General features: G+C 57.5%; 18 protein-coding genes. 8 read left to right on the top strand and 10 right to left on the bottom strand.

The features are described from left to right. Positions 1-25: 25 nt before the first annotated feature. The 4 genes from ABYV26_RS01180 to arfB all read right to left on the bottom strand — a co-directional run bounded on the left by ABYV26_RS01180 (position 26) and on the right by arfB (position 3,450). Complete coding sequence (locus ABYV26_RS01180; protein WP_372677378.1) at positions 26-703, bottom strand: HAD family hydrolase; 678 nt, start codon at positions 701-703, stop codon at positions 26-28. A 37-nt stretch (positions 704-740) separates the two neighbouring features. Continuing rightward, on the bottom strand, positions 741-2,063 hold the full coding sequence (locus ABYV26_RS01175; protein WP_372677376.1) for a nitrogen regulation protein NR(II): 1,323 nt from the start codon (positions 2,061-2,063) through the stop codon (positions 741-743). Positions 2,064-2,639: 576 nt separating this feature from the next. Beyond that, positions 2,640-3,005 carry a translation initiation factor Sui1 gene (locus ABYV26_RS01170; RefSeq protein ID WP_372677374.1) on the bottom strand — a complete coding sequence of 122 codons (366 nt, stop codon included), beginning with the start codon at positions 3,003-3,005 and terminating at the stop codon, positions 2,640-2,642. Positions 3,006-3,036: 31 nt separating this feature from the next. Continuing rightward, positions 3,037-3,450, bottom strand: a complete 414-nt coding sequence (gene arfB / locus ABYV26_RS01165; RefSeq protein ID WP_372677372.1) for an alternative ribosome rescue aminoacyl-tRNA hydrolase ArfB — start codon at positions 3,448-3,450, stop codon at positions 3,037-3,039. Positions 3,451-4,042: 592 nt separating this feature from the next. Here arfB and ABYV26_RS01160 point away from each other — a divergent pair. Next, entirely contained in the window at positions 4,043-4,840 is a 798-nt protein-coding gene (locus ABYV26_RS01160) for a transglutaminase domain-containing protein (RefSeq protein WP_372677370.1), read from the top strand. Between the two features lie 6 nt (positions 4,841-4,846). Here ABYV26_RS01160 and ABYV26_RS01155 read toward each other — a convergent pair whose 3' ends face one another. From ABYV26_RS01155 to gabT, 6 genes are all read right to left on the bottom strand, one after another. Further along, positions 4,847-5,647 (bottom strand): SDR family NAD(P)-dependent oxidoreductase, encoded by an 801-nt coding sequence (locus tag ABYV26_RS01155; protein ID WP_372677368.1) that lies wholly within the window; start codon positions 5,645-5,647, stop codon positions 4,847-4,849. Positions 5,648-5,678: 31 nt separating this feature from the next. After that, positions 5,679-7,064 carry an aspartate aminotransferase family protein gene (locus tag ABYV26_RS01150; RefSeq protein ID WP_372677366.1) on the bottom strand — a complete coding sequence of 462 codons (1,386 nt, stop codon included), beginning with the start codon at positions 7,062-7,064 and terminating at the stop codon, positions 5,679-5,681. 127 nt (positions 7,065-7,191) lie between these two features. After that, positions 7,192-7,968, bottom strand: coding sequence for a CoA-transferase subunit beta (locus ABYV26_RS01145; protein ID WP_372677365.1), 777 nt, complete (start codon positions 7,966-7,968; stop codon positions 7,192-7,194). A gap of 214 nt (positions 7,969-8,182) precedes the next feature. Next, positions 8,183-9,160 carry a CoA transferase subunit A gene (locus tag ABYV26_RS01140; RefSeq protein ID WP_372677363.1) on the bottom strand — a complete coding sequence of 326 codons (978 nt, stop codon included), beginning with the start codon at positions 9,158-9,160 and terminating at the stop codon, positions 8,183-8,185. A 43-nt stretch (positions 9,161-9,203) separates the two neighbouring features. Next, entirely contained in the window at positions 9,204-10,955 is a 1,752-nt protein-coding gene (locus tag ABYV26_RS01135; RefSeq protein ID WP_372677361.1) for an aldehyde ferredoxin oxidoreductase family protein, read from the bottom strand. Between the two features lie 204 nt (positions 10,956-11,159). Continuing rightward, positions 11,160-12,461 carry a 4-aminobutyrate--2-oxoglutarate transaminase gene (gene gabT / locus ABYV26_RS01130; RefSeq protein ID WP_372677359.1) on the bottom strand — a complete coding sequence of 434 codons (1,302 nt, stop codon included), beginning with the start codon at positions 12,459-12,461 and terminating at the stop codon, positions 11,160-11,162. Positions 12,462-12,756: 295 nt separating this feature from the next. Between gabT and ABYV26_RS01125 the strand changes: the two genes are divergently transcribed. From ABYV26_RS01125 to aguB, 7 genes are all read left to right on the top strand, one after another. After that, positions 12,757-14,541, top strand: coding sequence for a sigma 54-interacting transcriptional regulator (locus tag ABYV26_RS01125; RefSeq protein WP_372677357.1), 1,785 nt, complete (start codon positions 12,757-12,759; stop codon positions 14,539-14,541). A 239-nt stretch (positions 14,542-14,780) separates the two neighbouring features. Beyond that, positions 14,781-15,383 (top strand): TetR/AcrR family transcriptional regulator, encoded by a 603-nt coding sequence (locus tag ABYV26_RS01120; protein WP_372677355.1) that lies wholly within the window; start codon positions 14,781-14,783, stop codon positions 15,381-15,383. A 158-nt stretch (positions 15,384-15,541) separates the two neighbouring features. Next, a complete protein-coding gene (locus ABYV26_RS01115) occupies positions 15,542-18,718 on the top strand; it encodes a putrescine aminotransferase (RefSeq protein WP_372677353.1) in 3,177 nt (1,058 codons plus the stop codon). A 69-nt stretch (positions 18,719-18,787) separates the two neighbouring features. After that, the gene (locus ABYV26_RS01110) at positions 18,788-19,333 is read left to right on the top strand and encodes a 4Fe-4S dicluster domain-containing protein (protein ID WP_372677351.1); all 546 of its coding nucleotides are present in this window, start codon (positions 18,788-18,790) and stop codon (positions 19,331-19,333) included. A 99-nt stretch (positions 19,334-19,432) separates the two neighbouring features. Next, complete coding sequence (locus ABYV26_RS01105; protein WP_372677349.1) at positions 19,433-21,109, top strand: sodium:solute symporter family protein; 1,677 nt, start codon at positions 19,433-19,435, stop codon at positions 21,107-21,109. Between the two features lie 272 nt (positions 21,110-21,381). Next, positions 21,382-22,491 carry an agmatine deiminase gene (gene aguA / locus ABYV26_RS01100; RefSeq protein ID WP_372677347.1) on the top strand — a complete coding sequence of 370 codons (1,110 nt, stop codon included), beginning with the start codon at positions 21,382-21,384 and terminating at the stop codon, positions 22,489-22,491. A gap of 207 nt (positions 22,492-22,698) precedes the next feature. Beyond that, on the top strand, positions 22,699-23,601 hold the full coding sequence (aguB, locus tag ABYV26_RS01095) for an N-carbamoylputrescine amidase (protein ID WP_372677345.1): 903 nt from the start codon (positions 22,699-22,701) through the stop codon (positions 23,599-23,601). The last annotated feature ends 219 nt before the right edge of the window (positions 23,602-23,820 follow it).

Raw genomic sequence — 23,820 nt, 5'->3', positions numbered from 1 at the left:
TGAGCAGTTCTTTCCCTTTTTTCCGTTAGTCGGCTTCCAACAGCGGCAGGATTTCCAGCGGATGATCAACCAGCGTCCGGCAACCGTTCTCCAGCAGTTCTTTGGGTCCCCTGAAACCCCAGGCGACACCCACGGCATACATGCCCGCGGCGGCGGCCGTCTTCATATCCACGGCACTGTCCCCCACAAAAAGGAATGACTCCGGCGACAGACTCATCCGCCGGGCGATGTCCAGCGCCGACGCCGGATCAGGCTTGACCGCGAAATGGTCGTTTTGCCCCATGACGACCTTAAAATCCCACTTGTCAAAATAGGCGTTCACATAGCGGACGGTAAAATCATGGGGTTTGTTGGAGAGCACCGCCAGCGGCAACCCCCTTTTTTTCAGGTGGTCCAACAGCTCCGTGATGCCCGCGTATGGCCGGGTCTTGCGATTCCAGTTCTCCCAGTAAAGTTCCCGTGCCCGCCGGACGCATGCATCGACCATCTCTTCCGAACGGCCCTCGACGGGCAGCGCCCGGGTGACCAGCACCCGGATGCCATTGCCGATAAAACGCCGGTAGTCATCCGTGGTGTAGCCGGGAAAGCCGTATTCCGCCAGCATCAGGTTCACCGAATCCCCGATGTCCGCCAGCGTGTCCAGCAGTGTGCCGTCGAGATCGAAGATGATGGCCCGAAAGCCATTGGTGCGATAATCGTTCATGTTTACTCCATTCTCCTTTAAATCGCGGTCAACGGTGTCAATCGCTGCTCCCGCTTTTTTTAGACCCCGCCAAGGGCACGGCAGGCAGATAAATACACACGCGGGTTCCCTGATCTACCTGTGATTCAACGGATATCCATCCGCCATAGTTTTTCACGATGCCATAGACCGCAGCCAAGCCGAGCCCCCGGCCAACGCCTTTAGTGGTGAAAAAAGGTTCGAACACCCGTTTTCGGGTTGCTTCATCCATGCCCCGCCCGCTGTCCTCGATGGTCAATGAGACATAGGGCCCGGGGAACAAACCCGGGACAGCCGCTGCATCTTTTTGGGTGATCAATTCATTCCTGCAGGCGATGTTAATGCGACCGAGGCCTTCGATGGCTTCCGCTGCATTGGAGAGAACCGCCGACAATACCATCAGAAACTGGGAAGCGTCACCCTTGGTTTTCAAGATGACATCGGGCAGGCTGGTCTCTACCACAATCGATGGATCGAGGGTGTGTTCAAGCAGGGGCAATGTATTGCGCACAAAATCACTCAGTGAAATAATGCTGCCCTCATAATTGCCTTTCCGGGCGTATGCCAGCAACTGGGTGGTCAGATGCTCCATGCGTTCCGCCGATCTCCGTATGGATGCAATATACTGCGACGTGTTTTCATCCTTGGGCACATCTAATTCTAGCATATCAATGGTTCCCACGATTACAGACAGCTCGTTATTGAACTGGTGGGCAATGCCACCGGCCAGTTTGGCGACGGCTTCCATCTTTTGCGCTTGCTGCTGCTGCCATTCGAGTTTCTTCTGTTCGGTGATGTTGCTGACGATGATTCTGCAATGCTTGCGCTTGCTGTCGCTGTGACTGACAAGCATGCATTCAAAATTCGCATCAAATTCGCTGCCGTCATTTCTCACCAACGTTATTCTGAAGGACTGCAAATTTCCAGATTCCATAAGGTACTTGTGACGAAGGTAATACACATCCTGATCCTTGCGTTGGATAAAACGACTGAGCGGTCTTCCAACGAACGCCGATCGCTCCATCCCCATCAATGTGGCGAAAGTGAGGTTGGCCTCTACGATGGATCCTCTTTTGTCGATTGTCAGGTAGCCGACCGGTGCGAAGTCATACAAATTGGAATATCGATCCCGCGCCGCTTCAAGTTCCTCGTGGATGCGGCGCAGCTCTTCGTTTTGCATGCGCAACTCGATCTGGTGCACACGAAGCTCATGGATCGTCTTGGCCATGTCACTGGCCGACACCCCTTTGGTCGCCTCGACATCTGCGGGCATGTTTTTCATTTGCCTTTCGACGCGCATTCTGAGCTTGGAGCGGCCTGTTTTTTTGGGGTCATTTTTCATTATCGTTCCATCTATTTCTTGCCGGGGCCCCTGCCCGATGGAAACCACGCCAGATCCCGCCCCGTGGTCTCAATCTCAATCGGCCGGCCGCTTTCGTCCTTCAACACAGTGGCGGTCAGCCAAACATCCAAAAGCCTGCCATCCTTTGTCAGCCGCTGGGTTTTGGTGACTTTACGGGTTAACCCTTTATGATTTTGTCCATGCAGGCAACGCCTGACACGGTGCTTACAAACGCCGTGAACGCAGGCAAACCAGGGTAGGATTTGGCAATTAAACGAAGTTTTCGGGTGGCATATGAGGAAGCGGGGCGAGATTTTAATCCCGCGTGCCCAGTCACAATCGTTTTTTAATCATCCCCTGGGCGAGCCGCGGAGAATGTTCTGCCGGTAATGGCGGCACTTATCGGCACGCTAAGGATACATTGATTTCCAGTCCGCGCTCTATCGCGGTACAACGGTCGTTATAAACGACTCCCGGTTTTAGTTGCATTAACCAAACATATGATACAGATTAATCATGTGCATGGCAAGAAGATGGGCCAAACCCAAAACCGTGGTGTCGGTGCAGCGGGGCCGATCATCCCCCCGACCGCCTGACTGTATATCCCATGCCTTTGAGCTCTGCCATCAGTACATCCCGGTGATCCCCTTGAATTTCGATGGTACCGGCCTTGACCGTGCCGCCGCTGCCGCATTTCTGCTTGAGTGTTTTGGCCACCTGCTTCAACGCTGCGTGATCTAAAGGCATACCGGTGACCACGGTCACCCCTTTGCCTTGGCGCCCCTTGGTGGCCCTTCCGATTCTGACGATGCCGTCCCCTGCCGGTTGGACCGGCATTTTTCGGCAGTTGCAGCGGTCCAATTGTTTACTGCATGACGGGCAGGTTCGGCCATGCTCGGTGGAGTAGACCAGCCGGGCGTTCCTGTTCTCGTACCTTGCCATATCCATCCTTTCCGCAGGTCTTGCAGGTAGTTCAGAAGCTTACCTTGTGCCGCAATGCCTTCTGCTTTCCCCGACGGGTTTTGCTGTCCATGCGCCGCCGCTGGGAGCCACGGGTGGGCCGGGTAGATTTACGTTTCTTGACCGGCACCAGGGTGCTGCGGACCAGTTGCACCAAACGCATCAACGCCGCGTCCCGGTTTTTTTCCAGCGTTCGATATTGTTGGGCCTTGATCACGATGACGCCGCTTTTGGTGATGCGTTGGTCCCGGCAACGCAGCACCTTCGCCTTGACGGATTCAGGTAGAGACGAAGCACCGACGTCAAAACGCAGATGCACCGCCGACGCCACCTTGTTCACATTCTGCCCGCCGGCCCCCTGGGCGCGAATGGCGGTCATTTCAATCTCACTGTCCGCAATGGACAAATGGTCGGATATCGATAGCATTGGTTATCTTCCGCGACAACTTCGTATACGCCCCGAATCTATAGGCTGGACCTGATCCGACACAAAGAGAATTCCGTATGGGGTCGTCTGATCCTTGCCTTTTCCCGGGCCGACAGTAGGTGGCGCCCGCTCTTCCTGCAGACCATATCAGAGCGATTTCCCGGTTGGCAAGCTAGGTGGAATACAATCGGCATGAGCACCGTGGCGGGCGCATCGCCACTGCCGGACAAGGCTTGCACAGTAAGTACTTCCACGCGCCGGTCTGAACGCCAAAATAGAGTAGCGGATCACATCCGCTATCCGCTGTATTTTTTTAGACGGTACGCTTTTTCTACCCGACTACTTTTTGTGTTGATGTTAGAAGCAACCGACTTTGTTTACCTTGGGTAAGGTGTCGCCAGCAATATTTTTTTTTGGGAAAAACAATTCATAATTCCTGTTACATTTGCGTGACAACTGGTTGTACAATTCATCAACCACACATATTATTTAAAACAATTCAATGGGTTAAAAAATTTTTTGCCCGCGGTCTGATCCTTGCTGTCTATTTGCCTTCGGATGGGCCTTCGATGTAAAAGCGGAGAGATCTAAAATGTATGTATCTGCAATCGGTTCCGCCACAGCCGGGGCGTGGATATCTTCCGTACCTAGTATCAGGAACAATAGAAGAACGAAAGGTTCATGTATAAACCCGTTTTCTCCTAATGGTGCCTGCGCCAATCCGCTGTTGGATCTCGTGACCTTGTCTTTGGAATCGATGCAATATACCGGTGAAGTTGCCACCCCTTCGTTTATTTATAACTCATTGTATTTCATGTATCCAAACCAATCCATTCGTGATTTTGCTTTGAATGTGATTGGGGTAGAGGCAGCTGACAGCAATGACGAAAAGATGGGTAAGATCGCCAGGTGGGTTCAAAAACATATACAATATAGGGAAGATATCGACAACTATGGCTATGATGAATTTTGGGCACCACCGGTATTTACATTAACAAAAAGGACCGGTGATTGCGAAGATGGCGCTTTTTTAATCGTTAGCCTGGCGCTCAATTCGGGTGTTCCTGGAAGTCGATTGAGAATGTATGGGGGCGAGGTAAAAGTGGGCAAGGGGGCTGCAACCGGCGGACACGGATGGGTCGGGTATTTACGCGAGGCGGATGATGAGTGGATCCCTGTTGATTTTTCCTACTATCCTGATCCGAATATTTCTTCCATAACCCCGATGGCTGAGGATGATCGGTATATTGATGATTTCTTTTTCATGAATGTGTTTGAATTTGTTGAAACCCCGGGAACCAATCGCGTTCGTGATCCCGAGGGCTACGATAGGATGGCCAGAATAAAAAACCAATTGTGGATCGGTAGTCTCATCGACAACTTCGTTTAGGAATATTCAATAATACCCCTCACCCGGCCCCTTGTAATCCTGGATGGTGTTGCCGCCGTCGATGACGAGGGTCTGGCCGGTGATGTAGGTGGCTTCGTCGGAGGCCAGAAAAGCGATCAGGTCGGCGACCTCCTGCGGTGTCCCGGAACGTCCCATGGGGGTGTGTCTCCCCGCCGTCTTCTCTTCTTCGGTGGATGAGGCCGTGGCGATCCATCCCGGGGCCACACTATTGACGGTGATGCCGTCGCGGGCCACCTCCATAGCCAGGCTGCGGCCCATGCCGACCATGGCTGCCTTAGCCGCGCTGTAGGCCGCCTCCCCCGGGTTGCTCACCAGCGGGCCGGTGACCGATGAGACGTTGATGATGCGGCCGTACCTGTTTTTCAGCATGTGGGGCAGTACGGCGTGGGTGACGTTGAAGCAGGTGGTCAGGTTGCGGTCGATGGATTTGTGCCACTCCCGGGGCGACAGCTGCGCCAGGTGAATCATGGCCTCGGGATCGCCCACCTGGGACATGCCGGCGTTGTTGACCAGGATGTCGATGCGGCCGAATCGACTGATCACGTCGTCCACCAGGGCACGGGCCTGATCCATGCGGGTCAGGTCGGCCGTTCGGGCAGCGGCCCGGCCCCCCGAAGCCTCAAGAGTCGCCTGCCGTTTGAAGATCCGGTCGGTGGTTGAGGTGACGGCGACGGCGGCTCCGCTTTTCATGAGCAGCGCCGCCGCGGCAAAACCGATGCCGTGCCGGCTGCCGCACCCGGTGACCAGGGCCACCCGGTTTTCGAATCGTCTCGCGTTGATGCACATAGGGGTCCACTTTCCGTTGCGGGCAATGGCCTCAGGTGCCAGCCAGGCTGGCGATCTCGCCCATGCATGCGTCCCAGGCCCCGACCAGGCGGTCGATATCGTCATCGGTGGCCATGGGCGGCACGAGCATCATGTTGTGGAACGGCGTGATGATGAACCCACGGTTGGCCAGGTAGAGGTGGGTGTAATAGATCATGCCCCAATCGAAGGCGGCCTTGGCCTGGCTGCCGGTAGTGGGCGCGTGGGGAATGAGCTGCAGCTCGGCACGGGCGCCGCAGCGCGTGACGCTCCAGGGCAGACGATGGGTCGCGATGGATGCGTCCAGGCCGTCGGCCATTCGATCGGCACCTTTGATCATCCGCTCGAAGGCCGCCGGGGTGGCCACATCCGCAAGGGTCGCCCGCATGGCCTTGACGGCCAGCGCGTTGCCGGAAAGGGTGCCGCCGATACCCATGGGGTCGGAAAGGCCCTTGCGGCCGAAGGAAGCATTGATGCCGTCGGCGATGTCGGCAGTAAACCCGTAGACCGCCACCGGGATGCCGCCGGCAATGCACTTGCCCAGGGTGATGAAGTCCGGCTGCAAGCCGTGGGCCGCGGTGTAGCCGCCGGGCCCGGATGAAAGGGTGTGGGTTTCGTCGATGACCAGATAGGTGCCGTGCCGGGTGCAGGCCTCTCGCAGCCGGTCGTGATAGCCGGGTGCCGGAAGCACCATGCCGCAATTGGTCATCACCGGTTCGGCCAGCACACAGGCCACATCCCGGTGGGCCAGGGCCGCTTCCAGCGCGGGAACGTCGTTGAATTCCACCACCCGCGTCAGGGCGTCCTTGGGAATTCCGGGGTTGATGTCGTATTCGGAGCGCAGGGCCAGACGGCCATCGGGGCCGAGATGAACCAGGGCCTCATCGACGCTGCCATGGTAGCACTCGTTGAACACCAGAATTTTTGGCCGCCGGGTCAATGTCCGGCAGATACGGATGACGTAGCGGTTGGCCTCGGTGGCGGTCATGGCCACCTGCCAGAAGGGAAGCCCGAACCGTTGGCCAAGATCCCTGCCCACCCACAGGGCATCCTCGCTGGGCATCATGGTGGTGATGCCCCTGTGCACCTGTTCCGTTACCGCAGCGGCCGTGGGCGCAGGCGAGTGACCGAACATGGCGCCGGTGTCACCTAAACAGAAGTCCACATAGGTGTGGCCGTCCAGATCGACGATCCGGTTTTCCGTGGCGTGGTCGACAAACAGAGGATAGGCGGTACCCCAATCCCCCATCCAGGGCATGGGAACGCCGTTGAGCAGGCACGCCTGGGCCTGGGCAAACACAGCCCTCGACCGGGGGGTGCGCCTTTCATAGGTCGCCGTTTCGCGATTCATCAGGATGTCGAGTTGGCGGTCGGTGACCATCCGTTGCGGCCGGGTCATGCAATACTCCTTCGTGGCAAGGGTCAGTGGGTCCTGTCAAACGGATCGCATTGACGGCCAGTGCGCCATCGCCCCTGTCAGGAAGGACCCGAATACGGCGGGAGGATTCGCTGCAGGATGCGGTCGATCACCCCAGTATCAGTCGCTGGGGATCGCACTTGTCTCTTAAAATGGATAGTTCTTTTGCAGATGGCGGCTGGATCTGGGTGGCCTGCGACGTGTCCACGGCAAAGCCCATGTTGTCGAGAACATCTTCTTTACTCACACCCTGGAAACAGCCTTTCAGAACCATCTGCTTGGTTTCCGGATGGAATCCCATGATCGCCATGTTGGTGATCACGCACGAAGGCCCCCCGTCCGGTAGGCCGGCATTTTTGCGACCGTCAGGCCCGTCGAGCCACCCGGGGCTGGTCAGGTAATCCAGACGGGGAACGAATTTTCGCTTGGCGTGCTGCATGAAGATGATCGTCCGGCTGACGAAGGAGGCCACATCGCAAGCGCCTCCGCTGCCTGAAAACCGAACCGCCGGATGGTGATAGTCACCGATCACGGTGGAGTTGAGGTTGCCGTAGATGTCGATCTGGGCGGCGCCCATGATGCCCACCACCTGCCGGCCGGTAAAGCGATTCTGCATGGTGGCGAAGGCATCCGCCAGGCCGCCGTTGACCGACGTGGCGAACATCACCCGGGGATCGCCCACGGCCAGGGGGACCTCCTCCAGTTGGGAGTCGATGGCGCCGGTTTCGAAAAAGATCACGCTGTTGGGCGCGCTGATATGCTTGGCCGCCATTGCGGCCAGCATGGAAATGCCCGTCCCGCAGAACACGATGTCTCCGTCGCGGATCTCCCTGGCGGCGGCGACGGCCATCATCTCTCGGCTGGTATACTCGATTTCAGTGGACATGGGTTCCTTCTTCTTTGCCCTTCACCTTTTTAGTGGGAGGCAGGTCATCCGATTTTCGGTTTACCGTTCAGTGTTCGTTCAGAATGGGTGGATTTTGGTTCAGGCCGAGGCCGCAGCGACCTGGAAACCGCAGGCGGTGCAGCGCACCGTTGAGGATTTCCTGGGCGTGAGAACGAAGGCCTGGGCCAAAAGATACCCATTCTGGATGAGCACTTCAGCGGCGGTCGAGCCCCACGGCATACCCGGTCCGCGGATCGGCCTTTATCTTTTCCAACTGACTGCCGTCGATTCGTGCCACCATATCCTCATGGTTGGTTGACGAGTAGATCTCCGTTTCCAGATAGGTCCGATAGCGGTCGTCGTCCAGCGCCGCCTGCCGGTAGTGGTGCAGGCGGGCCGGGTCATAGTCGTAATGCTGGTAGCAGGCGGTGGGCCATGCCCCCAAGGGGACATGCACCACGGCATCCACGCTGAAGAAAGGGATCTGGTTGCGTTCCGGCGCCCCGCGCAGGAGGTCGTCGTCGACCAGTGTCTCACAGGTGATGATCAGATGTTTGGCGGCCTTGGCCTGCTCCACGTCGGCAAAAGGAAGCCCGTTGATGCGGGCGGTTCCTTGCCGGTCGGCGGCCTGCACGTGAATGATGGTGACGTCCGGGTTGATGGCCGGCACCAACACCACCCGCTCGGTGTCACACCAACCGTCGAAGGGGTTGTCCATGACGACCAGCTTGCGGTCGGGAATGCTAGGGTCTGCCTGGCGCACCGTTTCCGAAAAGCCCCACCGGTTGACGATATCCGACCCAAGCGAGGAGCGGGTCGGCAGAAAAGGGACACCCATGGCACCGGCCATGAACCGCAAGGTCATCTGGTAATTGGTGTAGTCCTCGACCGGCAGTTGCCCCGATTCGACCGCTTTGCGGAAACGAATGCAAGTGGAGGCGAACCGACCGCTGCCGGCATAGGCAATCTCGAGCCGGTCCACACAGCCGGCACCGATCAGTTCGTCGACCCCCTGGCCGTTGGAATGGGCGTATAGATGCAGGTGGCGCTTTTTCTGGCGGATGATTTCATACACGGCCGCCATGGGATTTCGGTTGATGGTAAATCCGCCGATGGAGACGTGGGCGCCGTCGGGAACGAACCGGGATACGGCGTCCGTCAGGGACATCAGCTTGTCGCTATTTACATTCATTGATATGTTTTTCCCTTGGGAGATAAATTGTCGTCTTCGGCCGTTAATCCTGAAGCTGTCCCGTGTCGAGCCAACCGCGCAGGCGGTAATAATCGTCGATCAGCTGTTTTAAATCCGTCTCGGTGATCCGACGGCCATCGGGCAGGGCTTCGTTGAGCAGCCGCTTGGGCAACCAGTCGTCCCTCCTGCGCATGCCTTCTCTCAAGTTGAACCGACGGGCACTGTCGGTAACCCGTGCCGCCAGAGCTTGAAGGTCTGCCTTGGGCATCTCCTCACCGGTGGTCAGCGCCATCATGTTGCCGATTTCCTCCCAGGGGTACAGATCGCGGTAAAACCGGCAGAGGATCAGGGTGTCGAAAAGGGTGCAGCGGTCTTCGAAGTCGACGAACATGGCGGCCTTGTCCTCTATCTGGTCAGGATCGATGAGACCGGCCAACTCCGGTTTGTAAAATGTCGTCCGCAAGTGGCAGGCACCCCGGTCGGCGACGGCGTAGGCCAGGCCCATGCCCTTGAGTGCCCGGGGATCGTATCCCGAAGGCTCCAGGCCCTTGACATGAACGGCCAAATCTTCCAATCCCAACTCCTCGCTGGCCGGCCGGATTCCTTCGGCCAGCAGGCCGCCCACATCCTGCCGCAGCACGATTTTTTTGAGCAGTGCGGCGATCTGGTCAGGCTGATTGTAGTCGATCTCCAGATCGATTTTACCCCGTCGCCGGGCTTCTATGGCAAAGGCGGCCAGATTCCCCGAACTCATGGTGTCCAGCCCCAGGCGGTCGCACAGATCGTTCAAGTAGACGATCTCCTCGATTTGATCGATCATGCATAGGCCCCCGAAGGCATATATGGTTTCGTACTCCGGCCCTTCCAGTTTCAAGCCCTGATGGCGTCCCTGCTGGACTTGAACCGATTTGCCGCAGGCCAGAAAACAGGTCCGGCAGGCTTTGGGCTTGGGCTGACAACGATCCTTGATGCTCTGGGCGTTGATGTTCTCGCGTTGCTGCACCACCCCCTGGGACCAGTACCGGCTGGGGAATCCTCCGGCCTTGTTGAGGATATCCACCATCATGGGGGTACCGTGGTTGCGATAGGCCTGGGTGACCGGATGGTCCTTATGGCCCTTGAGCATCTGTTTGGCGTAGTCCTTGAGGCCCTGCAGATCGGCAAAAGGGCGCTTTTGGGCACCGTGAAACACGATGGCCTTGATTTTTTTTGACCCCAACACCGCTCCCATGCCCGTGCGGCCAGCCACCCGCCAGCCGTCGTTCTTGACCACTGCAAAACGGACGCAGTTTTCACCGGCCGGACCGATAACCAGGATACCCGGCGATTTGGCGGCCACCTTTTTACGTATGGCCGCCTCGGTCTCGAAGGTGTCCAGCCCCCACAGGTCGTCCGCCGCGTGGAAAAAGACCCCCTGATCGGAGATCTCCAGCCACAGCGGACGATCCGATGCACCTTTGATCACATAGGCGTCGAATCCGGCCCGGCTCATGGCGATGGCCGCACTTCCGCCGGAATAGGATTCGCTGTACAGACCGGTCAACGGTGACTTGGCATAAATGCCGTGGCGGCAGGATCCATGCAGGGGGCTGTCCGTAGCCGGCCCCAGGGCCAGTACGAAATGGTTGTCCGGCGAAAATGGATCCACGCCGACGGGGTTGTTGTCTAGCAGCAGCTGGGTGCCCAGCCCTTTTCCGCCCATGCAGGCCCGCAGAAACGTGTCGCTCAACGCCTCTGCCTGGAAGGATCGGTTGCTCACATCGACGGTCAGCCTCTGTTTGAAAAAACCGTACATGACAGGTTTCCTTTTTAGGTTCGATTATGTACTACCGATGATAATCATAGCTGCATCATAAATTATTTTGCTTGAAATGGTAGCTCGTGGTTCAGGCCAAGGCCGCAGCGATTTTAGAACCGGCGGCGCAGCAGCGCTAGGTTGAGGGTTCCAAAATCGTGAAAACATCGGCCTGGGCCGCCAGATGCCTTTTGGGGTAGGATTCTAAGAAATCTCTTCGAGGCTTTCCTCTAAAATCGACAGCCCCTTGTCCAGCTGTTCATCCGTGATCACCAGCGGCATCAAGGTGCGGATGACGTTGCCGAAATTACCGCAGGAAAGCAATACCAGCCCCTTTTCAAAACAGCGGCCCACCAGTGCCTTGGCCTTGTCGGTGGCCGGTTTTTTGGATTCGCGGTCCTCCACCAGTTCCATGGCCAGCATCGGACCTTTGCCGCGGACCTCACCGATGATCTCGTAGCGTTCCTGCATGGCGCTAAAGCGTGTCTGCAGGGTATCCCCCAATAATGCCGCCCGGTCCATCAGACCGTCTTCGAGCAGGACCTCCATGACTGCCAGCGCCGCTCGGCAGGAGACAGGGTTGCCGCCGTAGGTGCCGCCCAGCCCCCCCACATGGGAGGCGTTCATCATTTCGGCACGGCCGATCACCGCGGACAGCGGCATGCCGCCGGCAAAGCTCTTGGCCATGGTGATGATATCGGGGGTCACGCCCCAATGGTCGATGGCAAAGAATTTTCCGGTTCGACCGGCACCGCTCTGCACCTCATCTAGAATCAGGGCGATGCCATGCTTTTCGCAAATGGCTTTCAGTTTCGGGAAATACTCGGGGGGCGGGGTAACGAAACCGCCCTCCCCTTGGATGGGTTCAGCGATCACGGCCGCCGTCTGTTCCGCAGCCACGTGGCTGATGAAAAATTCCTCCAGGTAGTCGGCACAGGCCGTCCCGCAGGCCGGATAGGTCGATCCGAAGGGGCAGCGGTAACAATAGGCGAAGGGCATGCGGTAGACTTCAGGCGCATAGGGTCCGTATCCGAACTTGTAGGGTTTGACCTTGCTGGTCAGGGTCATGCTCAGGAGCGTACGGCCATGAAAGGCGTTCTCAAAACAGATGACCGCAGGTCGTTTGGTGGCGTAACGTGCCACCTTAACTGCGTTTTCCACCGCTTCGGCGCCACTGTTGGCAAACAGGGTCATTTTGGCAAAATCCCCCGGTGCCAGTTGGTTGAGTCGCTCGGCCAGTTCCACATAGGGTTCGTACATAGCCACGTGAAAACAGGTGTGAATGAATTTGCCGGCTTGGTCCCGGATGGCTGCCACCACCTTGGGATGGCAGTGCCCCACATTGTTCACACCGATGCCGCCGGCAAAATCGATCAGTTCGCGGCCGTCGACGTCCACCATGACCGCCCCGTGGGCCTCCTTGATAAATGCAGGGGTGGTGTTGAAGGGGCCCTGGGGAACATGCTGGTTGCGTTTTTCGAGCAGTTCTTGATTTCGGCCTGGCATTGTTTCGACTCCTTTTTATGAAATGATGGGTCAAAATGAACAGGATGTAGCCAACGATGCGCTGGGTGCATCATACGATGGTAGGAGCAAAAGCCATACCACTCTGTTTAACGGATGGCGATCAGAAAAAAATGGATATGAATACAGCAGCATGCAGCGAAAAGACCTTTTGCATCGATCAAACCGGATAGGGTTGCCCACAAAAGCACGGATCAAAAAATGCAATATTGCATAAATGGGTTTTTACCACTATACATAGGGCATGAAAACCCTTGGCGCCAACGCGAATGAGCAAGTGCCCGCAATAGGCTCACTCTTTTTTTCTACCCGGGTGGACGACCAGGTGGACCGCAACTGGCGTCAGTTTGCCAGATCACTGCTGGACGCTTCCGAAAATGCAATATTCGTCCTCGATCCTTCAGGCACGGTAGTCATCTCCAACCGCCGGGTTCAATTGTCACTGGGTCTTTTTCCGGGCAGCCTCCTTCCCAACACGCTTCCCGACTTCTGGCCCCATGCCCGTAAAGTTCTCGAGCAACAGATCAACCTCAAGGGGCTACCGGTCCAGACCGAAAAGATTTCCTATCTGGCCCGCTTGGCGCCGATGAACTTCAAGGATACCTTCATCGGCGCTCTCTGCGTTCTCGAAGACCGAACGGAACTTGAGAAAACCACCCGCAAGATGCTCTCCTACCAGGAGTTGAACCGGGAACTCGATGCCATTATCGCTTCGAGCGACGACGGATTATGGATCAGCGACGCCAACGGCACCATCCTGCGGATCAATGCGGCTTCCGAACGGCTCAACATGGTGCGCGCCGCCGATGTGGTCGGACGCAATATCAAAGAACTCGTCGACGAAGGCTATATCGATATCTCGGTCACGCTGAAAGTATTGAAGACCCGTCACCGGGAAAACGTCCTCCAACAGACACGTTCAGGCCGAAAATTGATGCTGACCGGCAATCCGGTGTTCAACTCCAAAGGCGACCTGATTCGGGTGGTGACCAATGAGCGGGACATCACCGAAATCGATGCCCTGCGCGAAAAACTTGAAACCCAGCTGGAGAAGAACGACCGGATCCAGCGGCACATGCAGGAAATGCAGATCGCCGAACTGACATCGGGGCAGATTATCGCCCGCAGCACCAATATCGTCCGTGCCTTCGGACAGGCCCGCAAGGTCAGCCAGGTAGACTCGACGGTTTTGATCCAGGGGGAATCGGGCAGCGGCAAAGGCGTGATTGCCAATCTGATCCACAAATATTCTGAACGAGCCGATCGGCCGATGATTCACGTCAATTGCGGAGCGATCCCCGAATCTTTGGTCGAGAGCGAATTGTTCGGCTACGAAAAGGGCGCCTTTACCGGTGCGACGGACCAGGGCAAACCCGGCTACTTTGAGCTGGCCGACGGGGGCATTCTCTTTCTTGACGAGGTGGCCGAGTTGCCTATTGCATCCCAGGTTAAATTGCTGCGTTTTCTGGAGGACGGCAAGGTAACCCGGGTCGGCGGCACCGTGCCGAAAACCATGGATGTCCGAGCCATTTGTGCAACCCACCGGGACCTGGAACAGATGGTCGAGCAGGGTTTATTTCGGCTGGACCTGTATTATCGACTGAATGTGATCCCCATAACCGTTCCGCCCCTTCGGGAACGCGAGTCATGCAAACTCCCGTTGATTCAGCATTTCATCGCACACTTCAGTACCAGACTGAAGAATGCCATCCCGCCCAGGCTGAGCCGCAGGGCAATGGACGCCCTGTTATCCTACCACTACCCGGGCAACGTAAGAGAACTGATGAACATCTGCGAACGCCTGGTAGTCCTGGCAGACTCTCCTCGAATCGGTATGGACGACCTGCCCGCCTCCATTACCGCACGAATTAAAGCCCAGCATGCATGCACGATGGACATGATGAAAGCGGACGAAACGCTGCCCCAAACCATGGCCGCCATCGAACGGCAGCTTATTCTCCAGGCCCTTGAAAATCATGGCACCCAAGCCAAAGCAGCTCGGGTCTTGGGCATCGACCAGTCGACCATCGCCAGAAAATTGAAGCGCACCCTCACGAAGTAGCATTTCTGCCCCCTCGCCATTATGCGAATATGCATCATATAATGCAATATTGCATTGTTCCATTCAGCTTTTCCTCATCTCACCGATCATCAATTCGGCGTGATAACACTGATATGAACATATAATTGACGCCCAAACGATTCGATGGTACGGGATTTGCCTCTGTAACCTGACGAAATATCGGATTCGTTTTCGATAAAAATTAATTGAATATGCAGTTAAAAATATTTTCGACGACCATGCGAAAAAACCAAAGTGCCTCTCTCAGAAAACCGGATATTCTCGAAAGCTATTATCAGGTGCTCATCCAGGAGGGGCTCGAAGGGGCCTCGATCGGCAAGATCGCCGAAAGAATCGGCATCCATCCCAGCCTGATCATCCACTACTTTAAAAACAAGGAAAATCTGAAGCTGGAACTGGTCGATCTGCTGATCGAAAAATACGAATCCCCCGCCATGATCGACTTCGATCATATCGAGGATGACGAAGAGCGCTTCCATGCATTAATCAGCATGCTCTTCTCTTTCAAATGGAGCCGGACCGTAGATCCGAGCGTCCATTTCGGATTCTATTACCTGAGCTTGAGAAACGAGAAGATCCTGGAGCGATTCCGGGTGATGTTCAAATGGCTGCGCGACTACCTCGCTGAACAGCTGACCGACTTCAACGATAAGGGGGTCATCCAGGTCAAGGACGCAACCAAAGCCGCCGACTACGTTGTCACCCTGATGGAGGGCCTGGAAATCCACAACCAATTCCTGGCCAGCGGCAAGGCGTTCGAACATTTTGCCCAGACGGCCCAGAAAACCCTGGTGCGGGCACTGAAAAACGGCGAATTTTAAAATCAAGACGTTTGATCTTGGTTGCGCCTATTTATTCCGTTAGCATGAAAAATATTAAACGAACGTTCAATTAATAGTATTTCAACAACCGGTCACCCATCCGGTCACCGAACGCCGGCCGTTTCGGCGGTCGAACCATTTTAACCAAGGAGCATCGAATGCGAGACTACGACGAGCATTTCAAAAGCGACTACCAGGGAAGAGACATTCAGTCGGCCTATGCCGAGGCGCGTAAGATGGTGGATACCATCCTGACCCCTCCGGACCAGACGCCGCTCGAGGTGCGTCAGGAGATCGCCAGGAAAACGGTTCGCAATTTCCGCGATCACATCAACAAGGGATTTTTGGAATACCGCAAATCGGTAACCGAGTCCGGCAATTTTGCCTACACGGAGTGGACCGGTCAGGGATCGGTGCTGGTGGATGCCCTGGGGCGCGAGTTTCTGGACATCCTGGGCGGGTTCGGCCTTTACTCGTACGGCATCCGGCACCCCAAAATCATTGCAGCGGTCAAGGCCCAGCTGGACCGCTCACCCCAATACAGCCAGGAACTCTTGGATCCGCTCAGGGCTGAACTGGGTCATGTGCTGGCCCTGCTGACACCGGGAAAAATTCAATACGGTTTTTTCGCCAACTCCGGTACCGAGGCGGTGGAAGGGGCCATGAAGCTGGCCAAGCTGTATACCGGCAAAAAGGGGTTCATCGCCATGCTCAAGGGATTTCACGGCAAAACCCTGGGCGCCTTGTCGCTCATCGGCAAAAAAGTCTTCCGCAAACCCCTGCTGCCGCTGCTGGACGGGGTACAGCATGTGCCCTTCGGGGATGCCGATGCCGTGGAACGCATGTTGGCAGCGGCCAAGGCCGTCGGCCAGGACATCGCCGCCGTGGTCGTCGAACCGATCCAGGGTGAAGCCGGCGCCATCGTTCCGCCGGACGATTTCCTACCCCGGGTGCGCCAGGTGTGCAACCACTACGGCGTGCTGCTGATCGCCGACGAGGTTCAGACCGGTTTCGGCCGCACCGGAGAGATTTTCGGCGTCGATCACTGGGACGTGACGCCGGATATCATGTGCTTCGGAAAGGCCCTGGGGGGCGGCGTGGTGCCCATGAGTGCCTTTTTCTCCACACCCGAGATCTGGTCCTGCATGGAACCCAACCCCTTCATGCACACCACCACCACCGGCGGCAATCCGCTGGCCTGTGCGTCGGCCCTGGCGGCCATCACCGTGCTGATCGAGGAGGACCTGGCCGGACAGGCCAAGACCAAGGGGGAATACGTACTCAAACAGCTCGGCGTGCTCAAGGCGCGCTATCCCGGCGTGCTGGCCAAGGCGCGGGGCTTGGGGCTGTTGCTGGGCATGGAGTTCCCGACGGACGGCATCGGCTACAAGGTGGCCTCTGGGCTCTTCTCTCGCGGGGTATTGACCGCCGGAACGCTGACCAATGCCAAGAACATCCGTTTCGAACCGGCCCTGACCATTCCCCAGGAGACATTGGACGAAGTTTTGACCCGCCTGGAGGATGTGTTCAAATCCATCGACCTGCCCCAGCGCAAAAAGGTAAGCAACCTGTATGCCGGCCGCATGCTGCATGTGGACCTTTCCGCCGGCAAGGTGACCGCCGAACCGCTGAATGACGAATGGGCCAGAAAATATATCGGCGGCTGGGGCCTGGGCGCCAAATATTACACCGAATCCGTCGACCCCACGGTCGCCCCCCTGTCACCCGACAACACCGTTGTCGTCATGACCGGCCCCATGGCCGGGACACTGGCCCCCACCGGGTCCAGGACCTGCGTGGTTTCCAAATCGCCCCACACCGGAACAATCTTCGAATCCAACATCGGGGGTGCGTTCGGGCCCGAACTCAAATTTGCCGGCTACGACGGCATCGTCATCAGCGGGAAGGCCGACCGGCCGGTGTGGCTGAGAATTGAAGACGACGAGGTCACCCTGGAGGAGGCGAAATCTCTTTTGGGTAAGGGCATCTTCGAAACCGAACGGACCTTGGAAGACGAGATGAGGCCCGGCATGAAGAGCCTGGCTATCGGACCGGCCGGCGAGAACGGAGTCCCCTTCGCCTGCGTCGGTTCGGAATCCTACCGGCAAATGGGCCGGGGCGGCGTCGGCACCCTCTTCGGCGCTAAAAACCTCAAGGCCATCGCCGTCAGGGGAACCGGGGGCGTCCAGGTGGCCGAAATCGGAGAGTTCTGGGGCAAGGTCTCCGAGCACTTAGAAGGCAACCTGATGACTATCGACAACCAGTGGGCCAGGGACCAGGGCACACCCATGCTGGTGGATGTAACCAACGAAATGGGCATACACCCCACCCGCAACTTCACCCAGGGGGTCAACCCCCATCGCCGGCGGCTGGATGCCGACGCCGTGGCGGACGTCAGAATCGGCGACCGGGCCTGCGCCACCTGTCCATTGGGATGCGGCAACTTCACCTCGGTCAACGGCGTCCAGGTCGAAGGGCCCGAATACGAGACCCTTTGCCTGGGCGGATCCAACTGCGACATCAACGACATGGAGCAGGTCATGCGCTTCAACCGCGCGTGTGACGACCTCGGGTTGGACACCATGTCCACCGGCAACGTGATCGGCCTGGCCATGGCCCTGACCGAATCGGGTGCCGCCGACCTGGGACTGACCTTCGGTGACGCCGCATCCTACCTGCAGGTCCTGGATGAGATGGCCAACCAATCCACCCAGCGGGGCCGCGATCTCTCTCTGGGTGCGGCCCGGCTGGCCGACAAATACGGCCAACCCGACCAGGCGGCCCATTCCAAAGGAATGGAAATGCCGGCCTATGACCCGCGCGGCAATTACGGCATGGGCCTAGCCTATGCCACCAGCGAACGGGGCGCCTGCCATTTACGGGCGTTTCCCCTGTTTGCCGACGACCCCTTCAAGCTGAAGGATTTAGCCAAGGATGTGGTGACGATGCAGAACGTCAACGGGGCCAAATGGTCCATGTGTTTTTGCGACTTCTGGGGATCGGTGGATACGACGATCATGGCCGAACTGCTGACCGCCGGCTTGGGGCGCCAAGTGTCTGCCACAGACCTGGCCAGAGCCGGCGAACGGGTCTGGAACCTGTTGCGCATGTTCAATCTGGCCGCGGGATTTACCGCAGCCGATGACACCCTTTCCGAAAAACTCACCAAACGGGCGTTAGAAAATGGACCCCACGAAGGACGGACCCTCAGCCCCGAAATCCTGGAAGCGCTCAAGGGTTTTTATTATCGCCAGCGGGGATGGGATGAAGCCGGGCGGCCCAAGGCGGCAAAACTACGCGAACTGGGGCTGGCCGATCTGATTGAACAGGCTTGAATCGAACACTGCAATCAACCGGGGCCGTGCATATTTATGCGGCGGATCACCGGCATAATGGAGGAACCAATGGAAAAACACCTGATGGCCATTCCCAACCGATGTACCGGATGCAACCGATGCGTGTACGCCTGCTCAGCGGTCAAGGAGGGAATGTTCATGCCGTCCAAGGCGCGGATTCACGTCAGCAATATGGCTCACGAGGGGTACTCGGTGCCTAGTGTCTGTTTTCAATGCCCCAAGGCGTCATGCATGGAAGCTTGCCCCACCGGTGCCATATTCAGGAGCGAGCGTGGCGTGGTGGTGGTGGATGCCAAGAAGTGCGACGGTTGCGGCGACTGCGTTTCCGCCTGCCCCTACGGCATGATCGAGCAATACGCCTCCGGCATCGCCTACAAATGCGACCTGTGCGGCGGCGCGCCGGCCTGTGTGGCCGAGTGCCACTACGGGGCCCTGGTTTTCAAGGAAGCCGACAAGACATCCCTGGGGTGCCGCAAGGACCAGATGAAGCAACGCAGCAAAACGGGTGAGCCGGAAGAAAAGCGCCGGGCCCTGGCCGTTGAAGTGCTGAAAGGCGCCGTACGCGTGCCCCGCACTGCCGGTTATCTGGGCTGATGACCGGTGGTGGTCACCTGAAGCAACGATGGCGGTCGCCTACGGGCGTGAATGGCTGATGCGATTTGACTGTTTTCTAACTACATAAAGGAGGTCGGCATGGATGGTTCGTACCAATATGGCAACTGGGTTCTGATTGGGTTGGGCATCTACATGGTTCTGATGCTGTTTATCGGATGGTACGCATCCAAGAAGATCACCACCACCACCGATTATGTGGTCGCCGGCCGGCGGCTGGGCATCTTTTTTTGCACGGGGACGCTGTTTGCCACCTGGTTCGGGTCCGGCACCTGCATGGGGGGCGCCGGAAACGCCTACATCTTCGGCAACCAGGGCGTAATTTTCGACCCCTGGGGCGCCGCCGTATGCCTGCTGCTGACCGGCTTCTTCTTCGCCCGCCTGATGCGCCGCGGCCGCTATATCACCCTGGTGGACCTGTTCGAACTGCGCTACGGAAAAAGCATGGGGCTGTTTTCCACCGCCTCCCTGAGCATTGCCGAAATGGGATGGGTCGGCGCCCAGTTGGTGGCTTTCGGCACCATCATCAACTATTTCAGCGGCATTCCGCTGTGGACCGGAATCACCATCTCCACCTTCATCCTGGTGGTCTACACCTACCTGGGCGGCATGTGGGCCGTCACCCTCACCGATGTCTTCCAGATGATCATTCTCATGGTCGGCATGGCCATCATGCTCTACGTCGCCATACCCCTGGCCGGCGGCTGGGAAGCCATCTTCTCCAACGAGCCCACCAACATGATGGGCATCAACCAATGGTCCTTTATCCCCACACCGGAAGCGGCGGCCAACCCGGAGATGGAGAACGCCGGCTTCATGTACTACACCGGCTATGTCGGCTGGTTCTATTGGCTGGCCGCCTGGCTGGCCATCGGTTTCGGCAGCATCCCGGCCCAGGACCTCATGCAGCGGGTGCTGTCGGCCAAGGATGAGAAGACCGCCTCCTATTCCAGCTATCTGGCCGGCCTGCTCTACGTCACCGTCGGCATGATGCCCGTGATCATCGGCATGATCTATTTTAGGGTCAACCCGGATCTGAGCATCGACGACGCCCTGAACAAGATCTTGCTGCTCATGGCCGTGGAGCACTTGAGCCCCTTCTTTGCCGTCCTTTTCGTCAGCGCCCTGGTGGCGGCCCTGATGAGCTCGTCGGACAGCGCCATCCTGGCCGCCTCGTCGATCATCGGCTACAACGGCTACAAGTATTTCAACCCCGGTGCAGACGAGCACCAGACGCTGAAGATGACCAAGATCATGGTCCCCATCGTCACCTTCGTCTCACTGATGCTGGCCCTGTACTTCCAGGTGATCTACAACCTGATGGTGATCGCCTGGTCCCTGTTGCTGGTGAGCCTCTTCGTGCCCTACGCGGCGGCCTATTTCTGGAAAAAAGCCAACAACTACGGCGCCATCGCATCCTTCTGGGGCGGCCTGGCCGTCTGGATCACCTCTTACTTCATCTACCTGCCCATGACCAAGGAAGCCAATACGGACTTGGGCCTGAATGGCGCCGAGACCGGCATCTATTTTGACTGGGCCATGTGGGATTCGCTCTACATCAGCTCGGTCTGGGCCCTCGTCGGATCCATCGCCTTCATGGTGGTGGTCTCCCTGGCCACGCAAAAAGCGGATGCCCCCAAGCCGCTGGTGGACATCGACGGCAACCCCATGCCCGTGGTTAAATGGATGGGGTGGTTTAAAAAAGGGGAGACGGATGCCCCGGTCAATGGTACGGTGTCGGTGGCTGATCATCGTTAGGATAAATCACAACAGCCAAAAACCAAATGACAAATAAATAACAATGACCAAAAGTCTAAACCGCATGATCGTGAAGAGAGTGCATTCCAATTCGCTAAAGCGATAAGGATTTTCGTCAAACCATTCCTAAAGACAGTTAAAAATATAGATGTTGGCAAACAACTTTTGGCTTGTATCTTATTCGAGTTTGAGATTTTGAGATTTTAATTTGAAATTTGTTTGGAATTTGTTTTTTGCAATTTGTTATTTGTGGTTTAGGTAGGCTGACCCATATGTCAAAAACCCTCGACAGTACGCCGCAGGCGGACGGCTTTCGCATGCCCGCTGAGTTCGAACCCCACAAGGGCTGCTGGATGCTGTGGCCCGAGCGGGGGGACACCTGGCGAATGGGCGCCAAACCCGCCCAGGCCGCCTTCATCAAGGTGGCCGGGGCCATCTCCGCCTTCGAACCGGTGACGGTCGGCGCCAGCCGCGGCCAATGGGAAAATGCCCGCCACGCGCTGCCCGAATCCGTCCGCGTGGTGGAGATCTCGTCCAACGATGCCTGGATGCGCGATGTTGGCCCGACCGTGGTGGTGGACAACCGTGGGACCATCCGTGGTGTCGACTGGCGGTTCAACGCCTGGGGAGGGCTGGACGGCGGCCTCTACTTCCCCTGGGATCGGGACAGCCTGGTTGCCGCAAAGGTTCTCGAGATCGAAGGGGCCGACCGCTACCGGGCGCCCCTGGTCATGGAAGGCGGTTCGTTTCACGCGGACGGCCAAGGCACCCTGATCACCACGCGGGAATGCCTGCTCAACCGCAACCGCAATCCCCATCTGGCCCAGGAACAGATCGAGGCCTTGTTGAAGGCCTACCTGAATGTGCACAAAGTGGTCTGGCTGGATCAAGGCGTGGTCATGGACGAGACCGACGGCCATGTGGACAACCTATGTTGTTTTGTAAAGCCCGGGGAAGTGCTGCTCACCTGGACCGATGATCCCGACGATCCCCAGTACGAGATATCCAGGCAGGCCCTGGAGACGCTTTCCGCCGCAACGGACGCACGTGGACGGCCGCTGGTTGTCCACAAGATCCATCAGCCCGATCCGATGGCGATCTCCGCAGCGGAATGCGAGGGTCTGGACGCCGGCGAGACGGCCAAGCCACGCCTGGCCGGTGACCGCCTGGCTGCCTCCTATGTCAATTTTTATATCGCCAACGGCGGTATCGTCATGCCGCTTTTCGACGACGCCCATGACCGGACGGCCATGGACCTGCTCGTCCGGCTTTTTCCGGATCGCCAGGTGGTTGGCGTCCAAAGTCGGGAGATCCTTCTCGGGGGCGGGAACATCCACTGCATCACCCAACAGATCCCCATGGGTGAGTACCGCAGCCGGTAAATCGCAGATATCGGGTGTTTAAAGAATCGCCAACGTTGATAGGGTCATATGAAGTCGCGTTTTTTTCGACGGTTTCGTAAAAAGCCCGAGATCAAGGCTTGCGAATCCCGAGGAGTGAGGTGTACTTTCCGTACTCCGCAGTGACGAGGGATGTAGCGTAACGCAGATATCGGGCTTTTTACGAAACCGTCAATGGCAGAGGATACCATGGCTATTATCAAAGTGGCAGCAACCCAGATGCCGTGCAGTCCCAGTGCGGCGGAGAACCTTTCAGCCGCAGAGACACTGGTGCGAACCGCAGCGGGCCGGGGAGCCAAGATCGTCCTGCTTCAGGAGCTGTTCGAGACCCTGTACTTTTGCCAGGTAGAAAAACCCGATTTTTTCTCATTGGCCACCCCTCTCGGGGAGAACCTCGCTGTCAACCGCTTTTCAGCAATCGCAGCAGAGCTGCAAGTCGTGTTGCCGATCAGTTTTTTCGAGAAAAAAGGCCAATCCTTCTTCAACAGCCTGGCGGTGATCGATGCCGACGGCACCGTTCTGGGGATCTACCGCAAAACCCACATCCCCGACGGCCCGGGTTATGAAGAGAAATACTACTTCAGCCCGGGCGACACCGGATTCAAGGTCTGGAGAACACGCTACGCCACCATCGGCGTGGGCATTTGCTGGGACCAGTGGTTTCCCGAAGCCGCCAGATCCATGGCGCTGATGGGCGCCGAGATGCTGCTCTACCCCACGGCCATCGGGTCCGAACCCCTGAATCCGTCCTATGACAGCCAGCCCCATTGGCAGACCTGCATGCAGGGCCATGCCGCCGCCAACATCATGCCGGTTGTCGCCTCTAACCGCATCGGCAGTGAAACCATCGACGGGTCCACCCTGACCTTCTATGGGTCATCCTTCATCACGGACAACAAAGGCGCGCTGCTTGCCCAAAGTGATCGACAGTCCACGGGGGTCATTACGGCTGAGCTGGACCTGACGGCCTATGCCGCCGAGCGTGCGGCGTGGGGCCTTTTCCGGGACAGGCGACCTGCGGCCTATAAAAGGCTTTTAACCTTGGATGGTGACCCGCGATCCCAGTGTGTGATCGTTAAGGGCAACGTCTGAGCCCGGAACGCAGAACAACATAGCTGGTAAGCTGATAAGCTGACAAGTTCAAAGCAGAGACCAGAAACCAGGGACCAGAAACCAGAACCCCGAACCCGGAACGCCGTACCTCAAGTATATACAAAAGGAGGAGACACCATGTCTGACATTCTACAACTGGTCAAGGACAAGGACCCCGGACAGCGGGAGTTTCACCAGGCGGTCATGGAGGTGATGGCC

Origin of the sequence: Desulfosarcina sp. (assembly GCF_041551955.1) — a bacterium.
Classification (GTDB): domain Bacteria; phylum Desulfobacterota; class Desulfobacteria; order Desulfobacterales; family Desulfosarcinaceae; genus Desulfosarcina.
This window is presented reverse-complemented; position numbering and strand designations above follow the sequence as displayed.